At 70.9% G+C, this 16,360-nt stretch carries 17 protein-coding genes; 10 read left to right on the plus strand and 7 right to left on the minus strand.

Annotation, left to right across the window (positions count from 1 at the left end; translation table 11 throughout):
* Positions 1 to 10: 10 nt before the first annotated feature.
* From narI to ACIGXX_RS07595, 4 genes are read right to left on the minus strand one after another with little or no spacing between them, the layout of a single operon-like run.
* A complete protein-coding gene (narI, locus tag ACIGXX_RS07580) occupies positions 11 to 733 on the minus strand; it encodes a respiratory nitrate reductase subunit gamma (protein ID WP_351159218.1) in 723 nt (240 codons plus the stop codon).
* Complete coding sequence (gene narJ / locus ACIGXX_RS07585) at positions 733 to 1,302, minus strand: nitrate reductase molybdenum cofactor assembly chaperone (RefSeq protein WP_366461811.1); 570 nt, start codon at positions 1,300 to 1,302, stop codon at positions 733 to 735. Before narJ ends, narI begins: the two co-directional genes overlap by 1 nt.
* Positions 1,299 to 2,912 carry a nitrate reductase subunit beta gene (gene narH, locus ACIGXX_RS07590; RefSeq protein WP_366461810.1) on the minus strand — a complete coding sequence of 538 codons (1,614 nt, stop codon included), beginning with the start codon at positions 2,910 to 2,912 and terminating at the stop codon, positions 1,299 to 1,301. Before narH ends, narJ begins: the two co-directional genes overlap by 4 nt.
* A complete protein-coding gene (locus ACIGXX_RS07595; RefSeq protein WP_399973601.1) occupies positions 2,912 to 6,604 on the minus strand; it encodes a nitrate reductase subunit alpha in 3,693 nt (1,230 codons plus the stop codon). Before ACIGXX_RS07595 ends, narH begins: the two co-directional genes overlap by 1 nt.
* Positions 6,605 to 6,833: 229 nt before the next feature.
* On the opposite strand from ACIGXX_RS07595, the gene ACIGXX_RS07600 reads away from it, so the two are divergent.
* Positions 6,834 to 7,259 (plus strand): hypothetical protein, encoded by a 426-nt coding sequence (locus ACIGXX_RS07600; RefSeq protein ID WP_351159229.1) that lies wholly within the window; start codon positions 6,834 to 6,836, stop codon positions 7,257 to 7,259.
* Here ACIGXX_RS07600 and ACIGXX_RS07605 read toward each other — a convergent pair.
* Positions 7,256 to 7,666 (minus strand): helix-turn-helix domain-containing protein, encoded by a 411-nt coding sequence (locus ACIGXX_RS07605; protein WP_351159232.1) that lies wholly within the window; start codon positions 7,664 to 7,666, stop codon positions 7,256 to 7,258. The two genes, ACIGXX_RS07600 and ACIGXX_RS07605, sit on opposite strands and share 4 nt — an antisense overlap.
* A gap of 21 nt (positions 7,667 to 7,687) precedes the next feature.
* Positions 7,688 to 8,509 (minus strand): helix-turn-helix transcriptional regulator, encoded by an 822-nt coding sequence (locus tag ACIGXX_RS07610; protein WP_351159235.1) that lies wholly within the window; start codon positions 8,507 to 8,509, stop codon positions 7,688 to 7,690.
* 178 nt (positions 8,510 to 8,687) lie between these two features.
* Here ACIGXX_RS07610 and ACIGXX_RS07615 point away from each other — a divergent pair, with 178 nt between their 5' ends.
* The 3 genes from ACIGXX_RS07615 to ACIGXX_RS07625 all read left to right on the plus strand — a co-directional run bounded on the left by ACIGXX_RS07615 (position 8,688) and on the right by ACIGXX_RS07625 (position 10,756).
* Entirely contained in the window at positions 8,688 to 8,993 is a 306-nt protein-coding gene (locus tag ACIGXX_RS07615) for a 4a-hydroxytetrahydrobiopterin dehydratase (RefSeq protein WP_351159237.1), read from the plus strand.
* Positions 8,994 to 8,999: 6 nt separating this feature from the next.
* Complete coding sequence (locus ACIGXX_RS07620; protein WP_361461807.1) at positions 9,000 to 9,743, plus strand: class I SAM-dependent methyltransferase; 744 nt, start codon at positions 9,000 to 9,002, stop codon at positions 9,741 to 9,743.
* Between the two features lie 131 nt (positions 9,744 to 9,874).
* Positions 9,875 to 10,756: a class I SAM-dependent methyltransferase gene (locus tag ACIGXX_RS07625; protein WP_351159242.1), complete on the plus strand. Its 882-nt coding sequence runs from the start codon at positions 9,875 to 9,877 to the stop codon at positions 10,754 to 10,756.
* 133 nt (positions 10,757 to 10,889) lie between these two features.
* Here the strand turns inward: ACIGXX_RS07625 and ACIGXX_RS07630 are convergent, their stop codons facing one another.
* Positions 10,890 to 11,681 (minus strand): aldo/keto reductase, encoded by a 792-nt coding sequence (locus ACIGXX_RS07630; protein WP_351159405.1) that lies wholly within the window; start codon positions 11,679 to 11,681, stop codon positions 10,890 to 10,892.
* A gap of 325 nt (positions 11,682 to 12,006) precedes the next feature.
* On the opposite strand from ACIGXX_RS07630, the gene pqqA reads away from it, so the two are divergent.
* From pqqA to ACIGXX_RS07660, 6 genes are all read left to right on the plus strand, one after another.
* The gene (gene pqqA / locus ACIGXX_RS07635; protein ID WP_361044163.1) at positions 12,007 to 12,132 is read left to right on the plus strand and encodes a pyrroloquinoline quinone precursor peptide PqqA; all 126 of its coding nucleotides are present in this window, start codon (positions 12,007 to 12,009) and stop codon (positions 12,130 to 12,132) included.
* Between the two features lie 10 nt (positions 12,133 to 12,142).
* The gene (gene pqqB, locus ACIGXX_RS07640) at positions 12,143 to 13,045 is read left to right on the plus strand and encodes a pyrroloquinoline quinone biosynthesis protein PqqB (protein WP_383817783.1); all 903 of its coding nucleotides are present in this window, start codon (positions 12,143 to 12,145) and stop codon (positions 13,043 to 13,045) included.
* On the plus strand, positions 13,042 to 13,758 hold the full coding sequence (gene pqqC / locus ACIGXX_RS07645) for a pyrroloquinoline-quinone synthase PqqC (protein WP_351159251.1): 717 nt from the start codon (positions 13,042 to 13,044) through the stop codon (positions 13,756 to 13,758). Before pqqB ends, pqqC begins: the two co-directional genes overlap by 4 nt.
* A 20-nt stretch (positions 13,759 to 13,778) precedes the next feature.
* Entirely contained in the window at positions 13,779 to 14,051 is a 273-nt protein-coding gene (pqqD, locus tag ACIGXX_RS07650) for a pyrroloquinoline quinone biosynthesis peptide chaperone PqqD (RefSeq protein WP_366461806.1), read from the plus strand.
* Positions 14,048 to 15,193: a pyrroloquinoline quinone biosynthesis protein PqqE gene (gene pqqE / locus ACIGXX_RS07655; protein WP_399973611.1), complete on the plus strand. Its 1,146-nt coding sequence runs from the start codon at positions 14,048 to 14,050 to the stop codon at positions 15,191 to 15,193. The genes pqqD and pqqE overlap by 4 nt, the downstream gene beginning before the upstream one ends.
* 121 nt (positions 15,194 to 15,314) lie before the next feature.
* Complete coding sequence (locus ACIGXX_RS07660) at positions 15,315 to 16,358, plus strand: chitinase (protein ID WP_383817788.1); 1,044 nt, start codon at positions 15,315 to 15,317, stop codon at positions 16,356 to 16,358.
* The last annotated feature ends 2 nt before the right edge of the window (positions 16,359 to 16,360 follow it).

The following is a 16,360-nucleotide window of genomic DNA, read 5'->3' on the forward strand; positions in this document are numbered from 1 at the left end:
GGGGTGGGAGCTAGGACCCCGTCTTCTCCCACCCCCGCCGCTCCGGACGGGCCCCGACCCTGCGCGGGTCCTTGCTCCGGTACACGACGTACGGCCGGAACAGGTACTGCACCGGCGCGCTGAACATGTGCACGAGGCGTGTGAACGGAATCAGCGCGAACAGCGCCAGGCCGACCACCGCATGGATCTGGTAGAGGACCGGCACCCCCGCCATCAGCTCCGTGTCCGGCTGAAGGGTGAACAGGCTGCGCGCCCAAGGGGCGATGGACTCGCGGTAGTTGTAGCCGTCGCCCGAGGCGTGCGTCAGTTTCGCCACCATGCCGAGCACGATCGCCGCGAACAGCACCAGATACATCAGCTTGTCGTTGGCGGTCGTCGCCCGGAACACCGGCGCGTTCGTGCGCCGCCGGTAGAGCAGCAGCAGGATGCCGAGGACCAGCAGGACGCCCGCCGCCGTGCCGCCGTACAGCGAGAACAGGTGGTACGTGTGCTCCTTCACGCCCACCTTCTCCGTCCACGACTCCGGGACGAAGAGGCCCACCAGGTGCCCGACCAGGACGAACAGAATCCCGTAGTGGAACATCGGCGATGCGATGTTCAGGAGCTTGGACTCGTAGACCTGCGAGGAGCGCGTCGTCCAGCCGAACTTGTCGTAGCGGTAGCGCCAGAAGAGGCCCGCCGCCAGGAGGACGACGGCCACGTACGGGATGACGCCCCACAGCAGCGTTCTCATCAGTGCTCCCCGATCAGTGCGAAGGGTTCAAGGCCGACGTCCTCCCGCGGCGGCCCCGACCGGGCGAGCGCCTGCGCCTCGGCCCGGTCCTTCGGCGAAGGCCCCGGCAGCGTCGCGCACACCGCTTCGAGCACGGGCGCGTACGGCGTGCCGAAATCGGTGAGGGCCAGCCGCAGCAGTTCCAGACCCGGCCGGTGCTCCTCCAGGAGGACCGGGCCCGCGTGCGCGGAGAACTCCAGGACCGCGGGCAGGAAGTCCGGCAGCTCCTCGCCGGTGAACTCCATGCCGTGCTCGCGGTAGACCTCCTTGAAGCGCACCAGGGCCATCCCGCGCCGCCGTGTGTCGCCGTCGCGCCACCAGCTGAGGTAGAGGCTGTGGCGGTTCTTGAAGTCGAAGACCTGGACGTAGTGCGCGGCGAGCTCGGACGGGTCGGCCGCCGCCGCGTGCGTCAGGAAGCTCTCCAACTGCGGTGCGGCGGCGCTCAGTTGGGGCAGCAGTGCGCGGAACTCGTCGTCCGGGTAGGACAGGCAGTGCGCGGCTGCCTGGTAGAGCACGGCATGGTCGCTCACAGGGTGTCCTTGTCGGTGGCGGAGGGCTGCTCGTCGGCGGTCTGCCGGTCCCGCAGTGCGTGGAAGTTCTCGATGGTCACCAGCGGCAGCTGCTTGCGGCCCGAGTCCTGACCGAACGGGCCGTCCCCGCCCATCCCCGGACCGTCCTCGAAGTCGAGGCTGCACGAGTCGGGCAGCGCCGACTCCTCCAGGCGCTGCGCGTCCCCGACGGCGGCGGTCGGGATGACGTAGCGGTCCTCGTACTTGGCGATGGCCAGCAGCCGGTACATCTCCTCGATCTCCTGGCCGGACATCCCCACGGCGTCGGCGACCGAACTGTCCGGCCGGTCACCGAGGTTGATGGCCCGCATGTGCGCCCGCATCGCCGCCAGCTTCTCCAGGGAGGAGCGCACCGGACCCACGTCACCGGCGGTGAAGATCTCCGCCAGGTACTCCAGGGGAATGCGCAGGGTGTCGATCGCGCCGAAGAGGTTGTCCAGGTCCTCGCCGTCGTGCCCGGTCTCGCTCAGCGCGTCCACGACCGGGGACAGCGGCGGGATGTACCAGACCATCGGCATCGTCCGGTACTCCGGATGCAGCGGGAGCGCCACCTTGTACTTGCTGATCAGCGCGTGCACGGGGGAGCGGCGCGCCGCCTCCACCCAGTCGTGCCCGATCCCGGCCCGCTCGGCCTCGCGCCGCACCTCGGGGTCCTCCGGATCGAGGAAGACGCCCAACTGGGCCTCGTACAGCGCCTTGTCGTCCGTGACCGACGCGGCCTCGGTCACCTTGTCGGCGTCGTAGAGGATCACGCCCAGATACCGCAGCCGCCCCACGCACGTCTCCGAGCAGACCGTGGGCAGGCCCACCTCAAGGCGCGGGTAGCACATCGTGCACTTCTCGGCCTTGCCGGTGCGGTGGTTGAAGTACACCTTCTTGTACGGGCAGCCCGTCACGCACTTGCGCCAGCCGCGGCAGCTGTCCTGGTCGACGAGGACGATGCCGTCCTCCTCGCGCTTGTACATCGCGCCGGACGGGCAGGACGCCACGCACGCCGGGTTCAGGCAGTGCTCGCAGATGCGCGGCAGATAGAACATGAAGGTCTGCTCGAAGGCGAACCTCACCTTCTCGGCCGCCTTCTCGCGGGTCTTGGCCACCATCGGGTCGAGATCGCCGTACTCGGTGGCGCCGCCCAGGTTGTCGTCCCAGTTCGACGACCACTCGATCTTCATGGGCTTGCCGCTGATCAGCGAGCGCGGCTCGGCGACCGGGTAGTCGTCGCCGAGGGGGGCGTCGGTGAGGTTCTTGTACTCGTACGTCCAGGGCTCGTAGTAGTCCTTGATCTCCGGCAGCTTCGGGTTGGAGAAGATCTCCAGGAGGGCTTTGATCCGCCCGCCGTTCTTGAGCTTCAGGGCGCCGCGCTTGTTCAGCTCCCAGCCGCCGCGCCACTTCTCCTGGTCCTCGTAGCGGCGCGGATAGCCCTGGCCCGGACGGGTCTCGACGTTGTTGAACCAGACGTACTCCATGCCGTCGCGGTTGGTCCACGCCTGCTTGCAGGTGACGGAGCAGGTGTGGCAGCCGATGCACTTGTCGAGGTTCATCACCATCGCGATCTGTGCCATGACGCGCATCAGTACGTGACCTCCTGGTTGCGACGGCGGATGACCGTCACCTCGTCGCGCTGGTTGCCCGTCGGCCCCAGGTAGTTGAAGGCCCACGACAACTGGGCGTAGCCGCCGATGAGATGGGACGGCTTGAGGATCAGGCGGGTCAGGGAGTTGTGGATGCCGCCGCGCTTGCCGGTGGTCTCCGCCTTGGGGACGTTCACCGTGCGCTCCTGCGCGTGGTGCATGTAGACCGTGCCGGCCGGCATCCGGTGCGAGACGACCGCCCGCGCGACGACCACGCCGTTGCGGTTGACCGCCTCGATCCAGTCGTTGTCCTTCACGCCGATCGCGTCCGCGTCCTGCGGCGCCATCCAGACGCACTGTCCGCCCCGGGAGAGCGACAGCATGAAGAGGTTGTCCTGGTACTCGGAGTGGATGGACCACTTGTTGTGCGGGGTGAGATAGCGGACCGTCACCTCCCTCTCGCCGTCAGGTCCCAGGCGCGGCTCCCCGAACAGGCGGTTCATGTCCAGGGGCGGCCGGTAGACGGGCATCGCCTCGCCCAGCTCGTGGATCCAGTCGTGGTCGAGGAAGAAGTGCTGGCGCCCGGTGAGCGTGTGCCAGGGCTTGAGGTGCTCGGTGTTGAGCGTGAACGCCGTGTAGCGGCGCCCGCCCGACTCGCTTCCCGACCACTCGGGCGAGGTGATCACGGGGACGGGCGCCGCCTGCGTGTCCGCGTACGTGATGCGCTTGCCCTCGTGCTCGGCGGCCAGGTGTGCCATCTCCTGGCCCGTGCGCGCCTCCAGGGTGTGGAAGCCCTGCGTGGCGAGGCGGCCGTTGGTCGTGCCGGACAGGGCGAGGATGGTGTTCGCCGCCTTGATCGCCGTGTCCAGGGCGGGGCGCCCGTCGGCGGGCCCGCCGCGTACGACGCCGTTGCGCTCGCGCAGCTCGTCGACCTCCTGGTCGGGCCGCAGGGCGATGCCCTTCGCGGGCAGGCCCAGCTTCTCCGCGAGGGGGCCGAGCGCCGCGAACTTCGCGCCGATCGCGGTGTAGTCCCGCTCGACCACCGTCAGGCCCGGCATGGTCTTGCCCGGGATCGCCTCGCACTCGCCCTTGCGCCAGTCCAGGACGACACCGCCGGGCTGCGCCGTCTCGCCGGGGGTGTCGTGCTGGAGCGCGGTGGCGACGAGGTCCTTGCGTACGCCGAGATGGTCCACGGCCAGCTCGCTGAGCCGCTCCGCGATGGCCTTGAACGCGTCGAAGTCGGTGCGGGCCTGCCAGGGGGGGTCGACGGCGGGCGTGAAGGAGTGGACGTAGGGGTGCATGTCCGTGGAGGACAGGTCGTGCTTCTCGTACCAGGTCGCGGCGGGCAGGACCACGTCCGAGAGCAGCGTCGACGAGGTCTGCCGGAAGTCCAGCGAGACGAGCAGGTCGAGCTTGCCCTCGGGGGCCTCCTCGCGCCACGTCACCGTCGAGGGCCGCTCACCGGGTGACGCCTCATCGGCCCGCAGCGAGGAGTGCGTGCCCAGCAGATGCTTGGTGAAGTACTCCGCACCCTTGGCCGACGAGCCGAGCAGATTGGCGCGCCACAGGGTCAGGACGCGCGGCCAGTTCTCCGGGGCGTCCGGGTCCTCGCAGGCGAAGTTGAGGGTGCCCGCCTTGAGTTCGTCGACGGCATTGGCGACCGGGTCGCCCGAAGCGCCCGAAGTCTCCCCCAGCTCAAGGGAGTTGCGGTCGAAGGTCGGATAGGAGGGCATCCAGCCGGTGCGCGCCGAGAGGGCGAGGCAGTCGGCGCCCGTCATCCCCGCGAACCGGCCCTCGCCCAGCGGCGACGCGAGCACGTCGGCGGCGAACTTGTCGTAGCGCCACTGGTCGGTGTTCAGGAACCAGTACGCGGTGCCGATCATCTGCCGCGGCGGCCTGCTCCAGTCGCCGGCACCGGCGAGCGTCGCCCAGCCGGTCACCGGACGGCACTTCTCCTGCCCGACGTAGTGCGCCCAGCCGCCGCCGTTGCGGCCCTGGCAGCCGGTCAGCTGGAGCAGCGCGAGGAAGGCGCGGTAGATCGTCTCGGAGTGGAACCAGTGGTTGGTCCCCGCCCCCATGAGGATCATGCAGCGGCCCCGCGACTGCTCGGCGGTCTTCGCGAACTCCCGCGCGATCTTCACCGCCTTCGCGGCCGGCACCGAGGTGTGCGCCTCCTGCCAGCCCGGGGTGCCGGGCGCGTCGGCATCCTCGTACGAGGCAGGCCACTCGCCCGGAAGCCCCTCGCGCCCGACGCCGTACTGCGCGAGCAGCAGGTCGAAGACCGTCGTGACGAGCGGCCCGTCCTGGCCGCCGAGCCGCGTGGCGGGCACCCCGCGGCGCACGATCTCGCCACGCCCCTGGCCGTGCGTGCCGCCCTCGGTGTCGAAGCGGGGGAGCAGCACCTCGACGCCCGTCGCCACGTCCGATTCGTGCAGGGAGAGCTGCGGCTCGATGTTGCCGAGCTCCAGGTTCCACTTGCCCTTGCCGGATTCGGTCCAGCGAAAGCCCAGCGAGCCGTTCGGGACGGCGGGATGCCCGGTGTTCTCGTCCAGGACGGCCGTCTTCCAGTCGCCGCCCTCGCCGCTCTGGCCCAGGTCGGTGGCGCGCAGGAACTTCGAGGGGACGTACGCGCCGTCGCGCTCGGTCAGTGTCACCAGGAAGGGCAGGTCGGTGAACTTGCGGACGTAGTCGGTGAAGAAGTCCGTCTGCCGGTCGACGAAGAACTCCTTGAGGATGACGTGCCCCATCGCGATGGCCAGGGCCCCGTCCGTGCCCGGGTGCGGGTGCAGCCACTCGTCGGCGAACTTGGCGTTGTCGGCGTAGTCGGGCGCGACGACCACGACCTTCTGGCCGCGGTAGCGCGCCTCGGCCATCCAGTGCGCGTCCGGCGTCCGCGTGACCGGGACGTTCGAGCCCCACATCATCAGATACGCGGCGTCCCACCAGTCGCCCGACTCCGGTACGTCGGTCTGGTCGCCGAAGACCTGCGGCGAGGCGACCGGCAGGTCCGCGTACCAGTCGTAGAAGGACAGCATGGGCGCGCCGATCAGGGACATGAAGCGGGCGCCCGCCGCGTGCGACACCATCGACATCGCGGGGATGGGGGAGAAGCCCGCGACCCGGTCCGGGCCGTGCGTCTTGATCGTGTGGACGTGCGCGGCCGCGATGATCTCGACGGCCTCGTCCCACGTCGCCCGCACCAACCCGCCCTTGCCGCGAGCCTGTTGGTAGGTCCGGCGCCGCTCCGGGTCGCCCTGGATGTCGGCCCAGGCCAGGACCGGGTCCTTCAGGCGCGACTTCGCCTCGCGGTACATCTCAAGGAGCACGCCGCGCAGGTAGGGGTAGCGCACCCGGGTCGGCGAGTAGGTGTACCAGGAGAAGGCGGCGCCTCGGGGGCAGCCGCGGGGCTCGTACTCGGGGCGGTCGGGGCCCACGGAGGGGTAGTCGGTCTGCTGGGTCTCCCAGGTGATGATGCCGTCCTTGACGTACACCTTCCAGCGGCAGGAGCCCGTGCAGTTCACGCCGTGCGTCGAGTTCACGACCTTGTCGTGGCTCCACCGGTCCCGGTAGAAGGCGTCCGCGTCCCGGCCGCCGACCAGGCCGATGCTGTGCAGGTCGGGGGCGGCGGTGCCCCGGCGGAAGAACTTCCCCGCGCGCAGCAGCGCGGCGCCGGGCTCGGTCGTCTCTGTCACCCTTGAGCTCCCTAAGTCTGCCTTTCGACGAACCTAGGCGCGGGGCGGCGGGGGCACACGGCGGCGACCGCCGTACGGGTTGCGGGGCGGGCCCCGGGCGGCAGCCTTACCCCTGAGGTAATCGACCCTCGCGCGGGCGCCCGGCAGGGTGGTCCCACCGGATCCGGTCCGGCGCACTCCGGCCCGGGTCCGGCCCCCTTTCCCTTCCGCTGATGGAGGCCGGTTCCTCATGTCGACGTACTCCGCACACCCGCTCACCGCCCTGGCCCGCACGAACGACCCGAAGACCATGCTGCGCCGCTTCCTCGCCCTCGACGCGGTCGTGACCACCGGAAACGGCCTCGCGTACGTTGCCGCCTCGGGCCCGCTCGGGCGCTTCCTCGGCGTCGACGCCGGCCTCCTGCTCGGCCTCGGCGTCTTCCTCACGGCGTACGGCGCGGGCGTCGGCTACCTCGCCTCGCGCAAGAGTCCGCCCACGCTGCCCGTCCGCGGAGTGATCGAGGCGAACGCGGCCTGGGCGGTGCTCAGTGTCGTCGCGCTGGTGGCCTGGCTCTCGCCCAGCACGGCGGGCGCGGTGTGGACCCTGCTCCAGGCCGTGACCGTCGGCGGATTCGCCGCCCTGCAGTACGCGGCGCTGCGGGCCCTGCGGCCCTAGGCCCGCGGGGGCGCGTCGGCGCCGCGCGCGTCGAAGCGGGTGCGGGCGGCCTCGATCTCCGCGAGGTACCGGTGCGTCCAGGCGCACATGCCGTCGACCGTGGCGAGCAGCCCTCGGCCCGCCTCGGTCAGGCGGTACTCGACGCGGGGCGGCACGGTGGCGTACACCGTCCGGTGCACGACGCCGTCGCGTTCGAGGCCGCGCAGGGTCTGCGTGAGCATCTTGTGGCTGATGCCGTCCACCGCGGTCCGCACCTCGGTGAAGCGCAGCGTCCGGTCGGCCAGGGCGTTGATGATCAGCAGCGCCCACTTGTTGGCCACGCCCGAGAAGATCTCCCGGGCCAGCGAGTCGGCGCGCGTCAGGTCCGCGTCGTCGTGACGGCCGCCGCTGAACTCCTCGGTCCGCATGATGTTCCCTTTCACCGGCCGCTAGGACGCCGACGACTGGAGGTACTTGACCGTCGCCGGGTCGGCCGGGAGCAGCGTCTCGATGGCCAGCTCGGCGACCGTGACGTCCATCGGGGTGTTGAAGGTCGAGATCGACGAGACGAAGGAGAGCAGGTGCCCGTCGTGCTCGATGCGCAGGGGCAGCGCGATGTACGGCACCTCGCTCTGCGCTCCCGCCGCCTCGAAGACGTCGACACCGGGGTCCTCCACCGGGTACGCCGCCACCTCCTCGTACACCGCGCGCAGCGCGTCGGACCGCTGCAGCGCGATCTGCCGCTCCATCTGGTGCAGCAGATGCCCCCGCCACTCGCGCAGATTGCGGATCTTCGGGGCGAGGCCCTCGGGGTGGAGCGTGAGCCGCATGGCGTTCAGGGGCGGTCGCAGGAGGTGCTCGGGGACGCCGTCGAGGATCATCGCGATGCCGCGGTTCGCCGCGATCACGTCGTACGTCGCGTCGACGACCAGGGCGGGATAGGGCTCGTAGCCGCGCAGCAGCTGTTCGAGGCCCTCCCGCAGGGCGCCCATCGAGGGGTCGTCCAGCGGGGTCTCCCGGAAGCGGGGCGCGTAACCGGCCGCCAGGAGCAGCGAGTTGCGCTCCCGCACGGGTACGTCGAGGTGCTCGGCCAGGCGCAGGACGATCTCCTCGCTCGGGCGTGACCTGCCGGTCTCGATGAAGCTGATGTGCCGTGCGGAGGAGTCGGCGCGCAGGGCCAGCTCCAGCTGGCTCACCCTGCGCCGCTCGCGCCAGCCGCGCAGGAGCGGGCCGACGCCGGTGCTTTCCTTGGTGGACACGGCAGTTGTCATACCCAGACAGTAATCGAAGGCGTTCGCGAACCGCCGGGTTCCGCGGCACCGTCCCAGGCGGCCGGTGGCCTGATCAGGGCCTTGCGGGAGGCGCTGTGGCAGGCTGAGGGATATACGTACACCCGTACGTTGTACGCACGCCGTACGAACGCCGTACACACGGGAAAGGGGCGCGGCCATGTCACTCGAACCGTTGTCACAGAAGGACGTCGAGGAGCGGCTCGCCGAGCTGCCCGGCTGGTCGCTCGACGGCGATCGGATCACCCGCTCCTTCCGGCTCGGCTCGCACTTCGCGGCGACCGCGATGGTCGTCCACGTCGCGCAGGTCCAGGAAGAGCTCGGCCACCACTCCGAGCTGACGCTCGGCTACAACACCGTCTCCCTGTCCGTGAACACGCACAGCGCGGGCGGCGCCGTCACCACCCTCGACTTCGACCTGGCCCGCAAGGTCGAGGAGCTGGCGGTCGCGCACGGGGCGGTCTGAGCGCCGATGCTGGACTACGGCAAGGAGGCCGACCGCTACGACGCGTCGCGCGGCGGCGAGCCCCGCGCCGACGCCGCTGCCGCCGCCGTCATCGGCCTGCTGCCGCCGCACGCCCGCACCCTCCTGGACGTGGCCTGCGGCACGGGCCTGGTCACCCGGCGGCTGGCCGACGCGGGCCTGCGGGTGACCGGGGTCGATTCGGCCCTCAACATGGCACGCATGGCGTCGGGACGGCTCCCGGGCGCCGTCGTGCTGGGCGACAGTCGCCAACTCCCGTTCCCGGACGCCTCGTTCGACGCCGTGAGCGCGGTGTGGCTGCTGCACCTGCTGTCCGGTGCCGAGGAAGCGGCGACGGTCGTCGCCGAATGTGCCCGGGTGCTGCGGCCCGGCGGCGTGTTCGTCACGACCGTCGACAAGGCCGCCGCGCACGACGTGGGCAGCGACATCGACACGGTGCTCGCCCCGCGCCCGGTGCGCCCGGCGGCCGACCGCGCCCAGGCGGTCGAGGCGTACGCGGCCGCGCGGGGCCTGACACCGGCGGGCGAGGCCCTGTTCCGCGGCCACGGCCAGGGCCGCACGCCCCGCTCCACGGTCGAGGACCTCCACCGGGGCTGGTTCACCCGGATACCGCCCGACGGCCCCCTGGCCGCACGGCTCGCGGCGGGCCTGGCGGCACTGCCGGACCAGGAAGTGCCGCGCCCCGACCCGCGGTTCACCCTCAGGTCGTTCCGGAGGCCGCCCACCGGTTGAGCCGCAGCCCACCCCATTTGCCGAAACCGCAAGGAAACTGGCGAGGAAGGGAGACGCGAAGCAGGCTGGGTACGGCTCCCGGAGATCCGCCCGGGGGACCCACTCCCGACATGCGAAGGCGGCGGCAGACGATGGCTCACGACCACGGGCACGGCCACAAGCACGGCCACCACCACGAGGACATCGACTGGGCCACCATGGGCCCGATGCTGGAGCGGCACGCACAGCTCGCCGCCCCGCAGAACCGCGAGATCGCCGCGTGGCTGCGCACCTGGCAGCCGGAACCGGCCCTGATCGCGGACGTGGGCAGCGGCTCGGGCAGCATCTCCTTCCTCCTCGCCGAGATCTTCCCCAAGGCCGAGGTGATCGCCGTGGACCCGGCGGAGCCGCTCCTGGAGCGCGCACGGGAGCGGGCGGCCCGGGAGGGCCTGACGGACAGGATCAGCACGCTCCAGGCGGAACTCCCGGAGGGAATCGGCACGTTGCCGCCCGCGGACCTCCTCTGGATCGGCCGGGCCCTGCACCACGTGGGCGACCAGGAGGCGGCCCTCGCCGCCCTCGCGGACCGCCTGGCGCCGGGCGGCGCGATCGCACTCCTGGAGGGCGGCCTCAGCCCCCGCAGCCTGCCCCGCGACATCGGCTTCGGCCGACCGGGACTCCAGACCCGCTTCGACCTGGCGGACGAGAAGTGGTTCACCCAGATGCGCGCGGAGCTGCCGGGCGCGAAGGAGGTCACGGAGGACTGGCCCCGGCTCCTGACCGAAGCGGGCCTGCGCCACGCGGGCACCCGCTCGTTCCTCCTGGACCTGCCGGCCCCGGTGTCCGACTCGGCCCGCGCCCACCTCGTCACCGAGCTCTCCCGCCGCCGCGAGATGCACGCGGACACACTCGACGCCGACGACCTGGCGACGGTGGACCGCCTCTTGGACGCGAACGACGAACAGAGCCTGCACCACCGGCCCGACGTGTTCCTGCTGTCGGTGCAGACGGTGCATGTGGGGGTCAAGGAGTAGGCGGGCTGCGGGCTCCCGCACGGACGGACTGAAGGGCGTCGCCCTCCGGCACAGGCCGGGGGCGACGCCCTTCAGGGTGCGTCTGACTACGTGCGTCCGACTGCGTGCGTCTGACGATGTGCGTCCGACAGACTCAGACCACGTCGAACGTCACCGGGTCGGGACCCAGCCGCCGGTCCTCGTTCAGCGCGCTGATCGCCGCCATGTCCTCGGGGTCGAGCTCGAAGCCGAAGACGTCGATGTTCTCCTTGATCCGCGACGGCGTCACGGACTTGGGGATCACCACGTTGCCCAGCTGGAGGTGCCAGCGCAGGACGACCTGGGCCGGCGTGCGGCCGTGCTTCTGGGCGATCGCGATGATCGCCGGGACCTCCAGGAGGCCCTTGCCCTGGCCGAGCGGGGACCAGGCCTCCGTGGCGATGCCCTGCTCCGCGTGGAACTCGCGGGAGGCGCGCTGCTGGAGGTGCGGGTGGAGTTCGATCTGGTTGACGGCGGGAATGACCGACGTCTCGGAGATCAGCTTCTCCAGGTGCTCGGGCAGGAAGTTCGAGACGCCGATGGACCTCGCGCGGCCGTCGGCCTGGATCTTCTCGAACGCCTTGTACGTGTCCACGGCCAGGCCCTTGGAAGGCAGCGGCCAGTGGATGAGATACAGGTCCACCTGGTCGAGCCCGAGCTTTTCCAGGGAGGCGTCGAAGGCGCGGAGCGTCGAGTCGTAACCCTGGTCGGCGTTCCAGAGCTTCGTCGTGACGAAGAGTTCCTCGCGGGCGATGCCGGATTCGGCGATGGCCTTTCCGGTGCCCTCTTCGTTGGCGTAGATGGCAGCGGTGTCGATGCTGCGGTACCCGGCCTCCAGCGCCGTCGCGACGGCCGACCGGGCCTCGTCGTCCGGTACCTGCCAGACGCCGAAGCCGAGCTGCGGCATCTCGACGCCATTGTTCAGGATGATCGGGGGGACCTTGCTCACGAGCTCTCGATCCTTGTGTCGTCGGTTGGTACTCCCATGGTCAACGATCAGGTGCGGTGCTGCATTCCTTGAACACTCCCGGGTGAAGTCCCGGCGTTTTTTGGTCCGCACCATTGACCGCGTTCCGTCATGCGGCAACTCTATTGCACGTCACTGAACGCAGAACACTCATGTGAACGCCTGGTGAACGCACCACCGCACCCGCTTTACCTCCATCACCCGGCCGCTCTGCGAACGGTGCGACTCCTGAACCCCCACTTTTCAGGAAGGCAGCCAGACGCCCATGAATGAAGACCAGAACCCCACCACGCCGGAAGTGGCGGAAGCCGTCACCGCATGGCAGACGCCCGAGTACGAGGTCGTGGAGACCGCGCTCGAAGTGACCGCGTACCGCAGCGCCGACCGGTAACCCCGCCGCCATGCTGCTGCAGGTGCTCGGCACCGCGGCGGGCGGCGGTCTTCCCCAGTGGAACTGCGCGTGTCCCGGGTGCACCGGGGCACGCGCCCACCCGGAGCGCCGCCGCCGGCACGCCTCGCTCGCCGTACGCGCGGGGGAGGGGCGCTGGTACGTCGTCAACGCCACCCCCGACATCGGTGCACAGATCGAGGACGCCCCGGAACTCCACCCCGGGCCCGGAGCCCGGCAGACCCCCGTCGCGGGCGTCGTCCTGACCGACGCCGAACTCGACCACACCCTCGGCATCGCCCGGCTCCGCGAGGCGCGGGGCGGCGTCGACGTCGTGGCGACCCCGCCCGTCCTCGACGCCGTGCGGGAGGGGCTGCGGCTCGATGCCGTCCTCGGTCCGTACACGCCGGTGCGCTGGCGCGAGCTGTCCCTTGGCGGCGACCGCCCGCTGGACGGGGAGTCCGGCATCAGCGTGAGCGCCGTGCCCCTTTCGGCCAAGAAGCCGCGGTACGCCGCCAACTCCCCGGACAGCACCGACAGTTGGTCCGTCGCTCTTCGGCTGCGCGATCCCGGCACCGGGCGGACCCTGCTCTACGCCCCCGCCCTCGCCGTCTGGTCCGACGCCTTCGACGCCGCCGCGCGCGACGCCGACTGCGTCTTCGTCGACGGCACCTTCTGGGACGACGAGGAACCCCTGCGTTCCGGCTTCTCCACCCGCACCGCCACCGGCATGGGCCACCTGCCCGTCACCGGGCCCGGCGGCACGGCGCACCGTCTCGCGCGGCTGCCGGGGCGCTGCCTCTACACCCACCTCAACAACACCAACCCGCTCGGGAACCCGCACGCAGAACAGCACAAGCTCCTCGCGGAGTGGGGAATCGAAGTCGCGGCGGAACGGATGGTGATCGAGCTGTGACGGCTCCGACGGCTCCCTGGACACCCGGCGAGTTCACCGAGCGGCTGCGCGCCGTCTCGGCCGAGCGCTATCACGACCGGCACCCCTTCAACGTACGCATGCATGAAGGCGCCCTCACCCGCGAGGAGTTGCGCCGCTGGATCGTCAACCGGTTCCACTACCAGCGCCACATCCCCGTCAAGGACGCCCTGATCCTCGCCAAGTTCGACGACCCGGCGCTGCGACGCGGCTGGGTGCGCAGGATCCAGGACCACGACGGGGAGAAGGACGGCGACGGCGGCATCGAGCGGTGGCTGCGGCTCGGCGAGGCCGCCGGGGTCGAGCGCGGCGAGCTCCTGGACGCATCGCGGGTGCTGCCCGGAGTGCGGCTCGCGGTCGACGGATACGTCAACTTTTGCCGTCTGCGGCCCGCGCTCGACGCCGTCGCCGCCTCGCTCACCGAGCTGTCGGCACCGGATCTGATGCGGACCAGGATCGAGGCCTTCGAGCGGCACTATCCCTGGATCGAGGTGGAGGGCCTCGCGTACTTCCGCACCCGCGTGGAGCAGGGCAGCCGCGACGGGCAAGAGGCGCTCGGCCTCGTCATGGAGTGGGCGCGCACCCGGGAGGAGCAGGAGCGGGCCGTCGCGGCACTCGGCTTCAAGTGCGACGTGCTGTGGACGCTGCTCGACGCGGTCGACAGAGGGCCGGGGCGGGGTGTGGCTGATGAGTGAGGCCGTATGGGTGAGGCCGTATGAGTGAGGACGTACGCCTCGACTGGCGGCCCGCGTTGGCCCGCTCCGTGATCCTGCGGCACGACCGGGTGCGCGGCGTCGACCTGCTGGTGCTGCCCGAGCGCGTGGTCGTGCTGCGCGGGTCCGCCGGAAGCATCCTGCGACTGTGCGACGGCGAGCGCGAAGTCACGGGGATCGTGGGGGAGTTGGAGCGGCGGCATCCTGGTGCCGCGGTGGCCGACGACGTGCCCCGATTCCTCGCCGCGCTGCGGACGGAGGGGTGGCTTCGGTGACGGAGTCCCTTCGCCCGGTGGAGCCGCCGTGGGCCCTGCTCGCCGAGCTCACGCACGGCTGTCCGCTGCGGTGCCTCTACTGCTCCAACCCGACGGAACTCGTCGCACGGACAGCTGAGTTGACCGCCGGGCAGTGGGGCGACGTCATGCGTCAGGCCGCCGACATCGGTGTCGTCCAGACGCATCTGTCCGGCGGTGAGCCCCTCCTGCGCCGCGACCTCGCCGAGATCGTCACGGCGGCCGACTCCGCCGGAATCCACACGCAGCTGGTGACCAGCGGTGTCGGCCTGCACGAAGCCCGTCTCGCCTCCCTCGTCGACGCGGGCCTGCGCAGTGTCCAGCTGTCCGTGCAGCACTCCGACCCGGAGATGGCCCAACTCATCTCGGGTGCGCGGGCGTTCACGGCGAAGGAGCGAGCGGCCGAACTCGTGCGGGCCGCGGATGTTCCGCTCGGGCTCAACGCCGTGCTGCACCGCGCCAATCTCGACGCCCTCGACGGGATCGTGGAGATGGGCCTCGCCTGGGGCGCCGACCGGATCGAGCTGGCCAACACGCAGTTCTACGGCTGGGCGCTGCGCAACCGGGACGCGCTGCTCCCGGACCGCGCCCAGGTCGCGCGGGCCCGTGAGCGCGTCGAGCGGTGGCGGGAGCGGCTCGCGGGGCGCATGGAGCTGGTGTGGGTGGCGCCCGACTACGTGGACGGCATCGCGAAGCCCTGCATGGGCGGCTGGGGTGCCATCTCGCTGACCGTCGCCCCGGACGGCACGGTGCTTCCGTGCCCGGCCGCCGGTGAACTCCTGGGACCCGACGCGCCGAACGTCAGGGACCACCGGCTGGGCTGGATCTGGCGGGATTCGGCGGCCTTCAACCGCTACCGCGGCGAGGGCTGGATGCGCGAGCCCTGCCGCAGCTGCGAACTGCGGACCGTGGACTTCGGCGGCTGCCGCTGCCAGGCGTACGCCCTGACCGGCGACGCGGCCCGAACGGACCCCGCCTGCCACCGCTCGCCGGACAACGGGGCGGTCCGCGCCCTCGTGGACGGCGCGGGAGGCGGGACGGAAGGCGGCACGGACAGCAGGACAGAAGGCAGGACGGACGGCAGGGCGGGCGACTTCGCCTACCGGGCCTCCCCGAAGACGTAACCCCACACAACCCCACCTCTCGCCGCGGGACGTGACCCCACTTCCGCGCCCAAAGATCGTTAGGAACCCTTCCTAACAGCGTCCTAACCACACACATCACGCAGAGGAGAACACACCCCCCATGTCTCACACCCCCCGCAGAACGGCCACCGCACTGGCCGCGGCTTGCGCCCTCGCGACGACGGCGTCGCTTGCCCTGGCCGCACAGTCCTCGGCCGCACAGTCCTCGGCCGCACCCCCGAAGGCGACGGCGAAGGCTCCGTCGGCCAAGGCGGCCGGCACCATCCACGCCGCCCCGTACGAGTACCTCGGCTGGGGCAGTCCGCAGAAGCCCACCGACGTGATGGCCGCGACCGGCGTCAAGTGGTTCACGCTCGCCTTCATCCTCTCCGACGGTGGCTGCAACCCGGCCTGGGACGGCAACCGCCCCCTGAAGGGCGGCTCCGACGAGTCCGCCATCAAGTCCATACGCGGCGCCGGCGGGGACATCGTCGTCTCCGTCGGCGGCTGGAGCGGCGCCAAGCTCGGCGAGAAGTGCGGCAGCGCCACCGCGCTCGCCGGGGCGTACCAGAAGGTCATCGACGCCTACAAGCTCAAGGCGTTCGACATCGACATCGAGAACACCGAGTTCGGCAACGCGACCGTGCGCCAGCGCGTCGTCGACGCCCTGAAGATCGTGAAGCAGAAGAACCCGGGGATCGTCACGTACGTGACCATCGGGACGACCCCGAGCGGCCCCGACGCCACCGGCAAGGACCTCATCAAGCGGGGCGCCGCGGCCGGTCTCGACAACAACGCCTGGGTGGTCATGCCGTTCGACTTCGGCAGCCACAGCGGCTCCATGGGCGATGCCTCGGTCGGCGCGATGGAGGGCCTGAAGAGCGCGGTCAAGAGCGCCTACGGCTACAGCGACGCCGAGGCGTACAAGCGCATCGGCGTCTCCTCGATGAACGGCAAGACCGACGTGGCGGGCGAGACCGTCACCACGAACGACTTCAAGCAGATCCTCGCCTACGCGAAGCAGCACCACATCGCGCGGTTCTCCTTCTGGGCCGTCAACCGCGACCGCGCCTGCTCGGGCGGCGGAAGCGCCGGGGACTCCTGCAGCGGCGTGTCGCAGGCCCCGTACGACTTCACCAAAATCGTCGCTCAGTACGGGGGTTGAGA

It is taken from the genome of Streptomyces sp. NPDC055243 (assembly GCF_044544025.1).
In the GTDB taxonomy this organism is placed as follows: Bacteria; Actinomycetota; Actinomycetes; order Streptomycetales; family Streptomycetaceae; genus Streptomyces.

What these genes read in the sequence shown, in the direction of transcription:
- ACIGXX_RS07610 (WP_351159235.1), bottom strand. Translation starts at nt 8,509, where the DNA reads ATGACAACTGCCGTGTCCACCAAGGAAAGCACCGGCGTCGGCCCGCTC.
- ACIGXX_RS07630 (WP_351159405.1), bottom strand. Translation starts at nt 11,681, where the DNA reads ATGCCGCAGCTCGGCTTCGGCGTCTGGCAGGTACCGGACGACGAGGCC.
- narI (WP_351159218.1), bottom strand. Translation starts at nt 733, where the DNA reads ATGAGAACGCTGCTGTGGGGCGTCATCCCGTACGTGGCCGTCGTCCTC.
- ACIGXX_RS07625 (WP_351159242.1), top strand. Translation starts at nt 9,875, where the DNA reads ATGGCTCACGACCACGGGCACGGCCACAAGCACGGCCACCACCACGAG.
- ACIGXX_RS07615 (WP_351159237.1), top strand. Translation starts at nt 8,688, where the DNA reads ATGTCACTCGAACCGTTGTCACAGAAGGACGTCGAGGAGCGGCTCGCC.
- narH (WP_366461810.1), bottom strand. Translation starts at nt 2,912, where the DNA reads ATGCGCGTCATGGCACAGATCGCGATGGTGATGAACCTCGACAAGTGC.
- ACIGXX_RS07660 (WP_383817788.1), top strand. Translation starts at nt 15,315, where the DNA reads ATGTCTCACACCCCCCGCAGAACGGCCACCGCACTGGCCGCGGCTTGC.
- pqqB (WP_383817783.1), top strand. Translation starts at nt 12,143, where the DNA reads ATGCTGCTGCAGGTGCTCGGCACCGCGGCGGGCGGCGGTCTTCCCCAG.
- ACIGXX_RS07605 (WP_351159232.1), bottom strand. Translation starts at nt 7,666, where the DNA reads ATGCGGACCGAGGAGTTCAGCGGCGGCCGTCACGACGACGCGGACCTG.
- ACIGXX_RS07620 (WP_361461807.1), top strand. Translation starts at nt 9,000, where the DNA reads ATGCTGGACTACGGCAAGGAGGCCGACCGCTACGACGCGTCGCGCGGC.
- pqqA (WP_361044163.1), top strand. Translation starts at nt 12,007, where the DNA reads ATGAATGAAGACCAGAACCCCACCACGCCGGAAGTGGCGGAAGCCGTC.
- ACIGXX_RS07600 (WP_351159229.1), top strand. Translation starts at nt 6,834, where the DNA reads ATGTCGACGTACTCCGCACACCCGCTCACCGCCCTGGCCCGCACGAAC.
- pqqD (WP_366461806.1), top strand. Translation starts at nt 13,779, where the DNA reads ATGAGTGAGGACGTACGCCTCGACTGGCGGCCCGCGTTGGCCCGCTCC.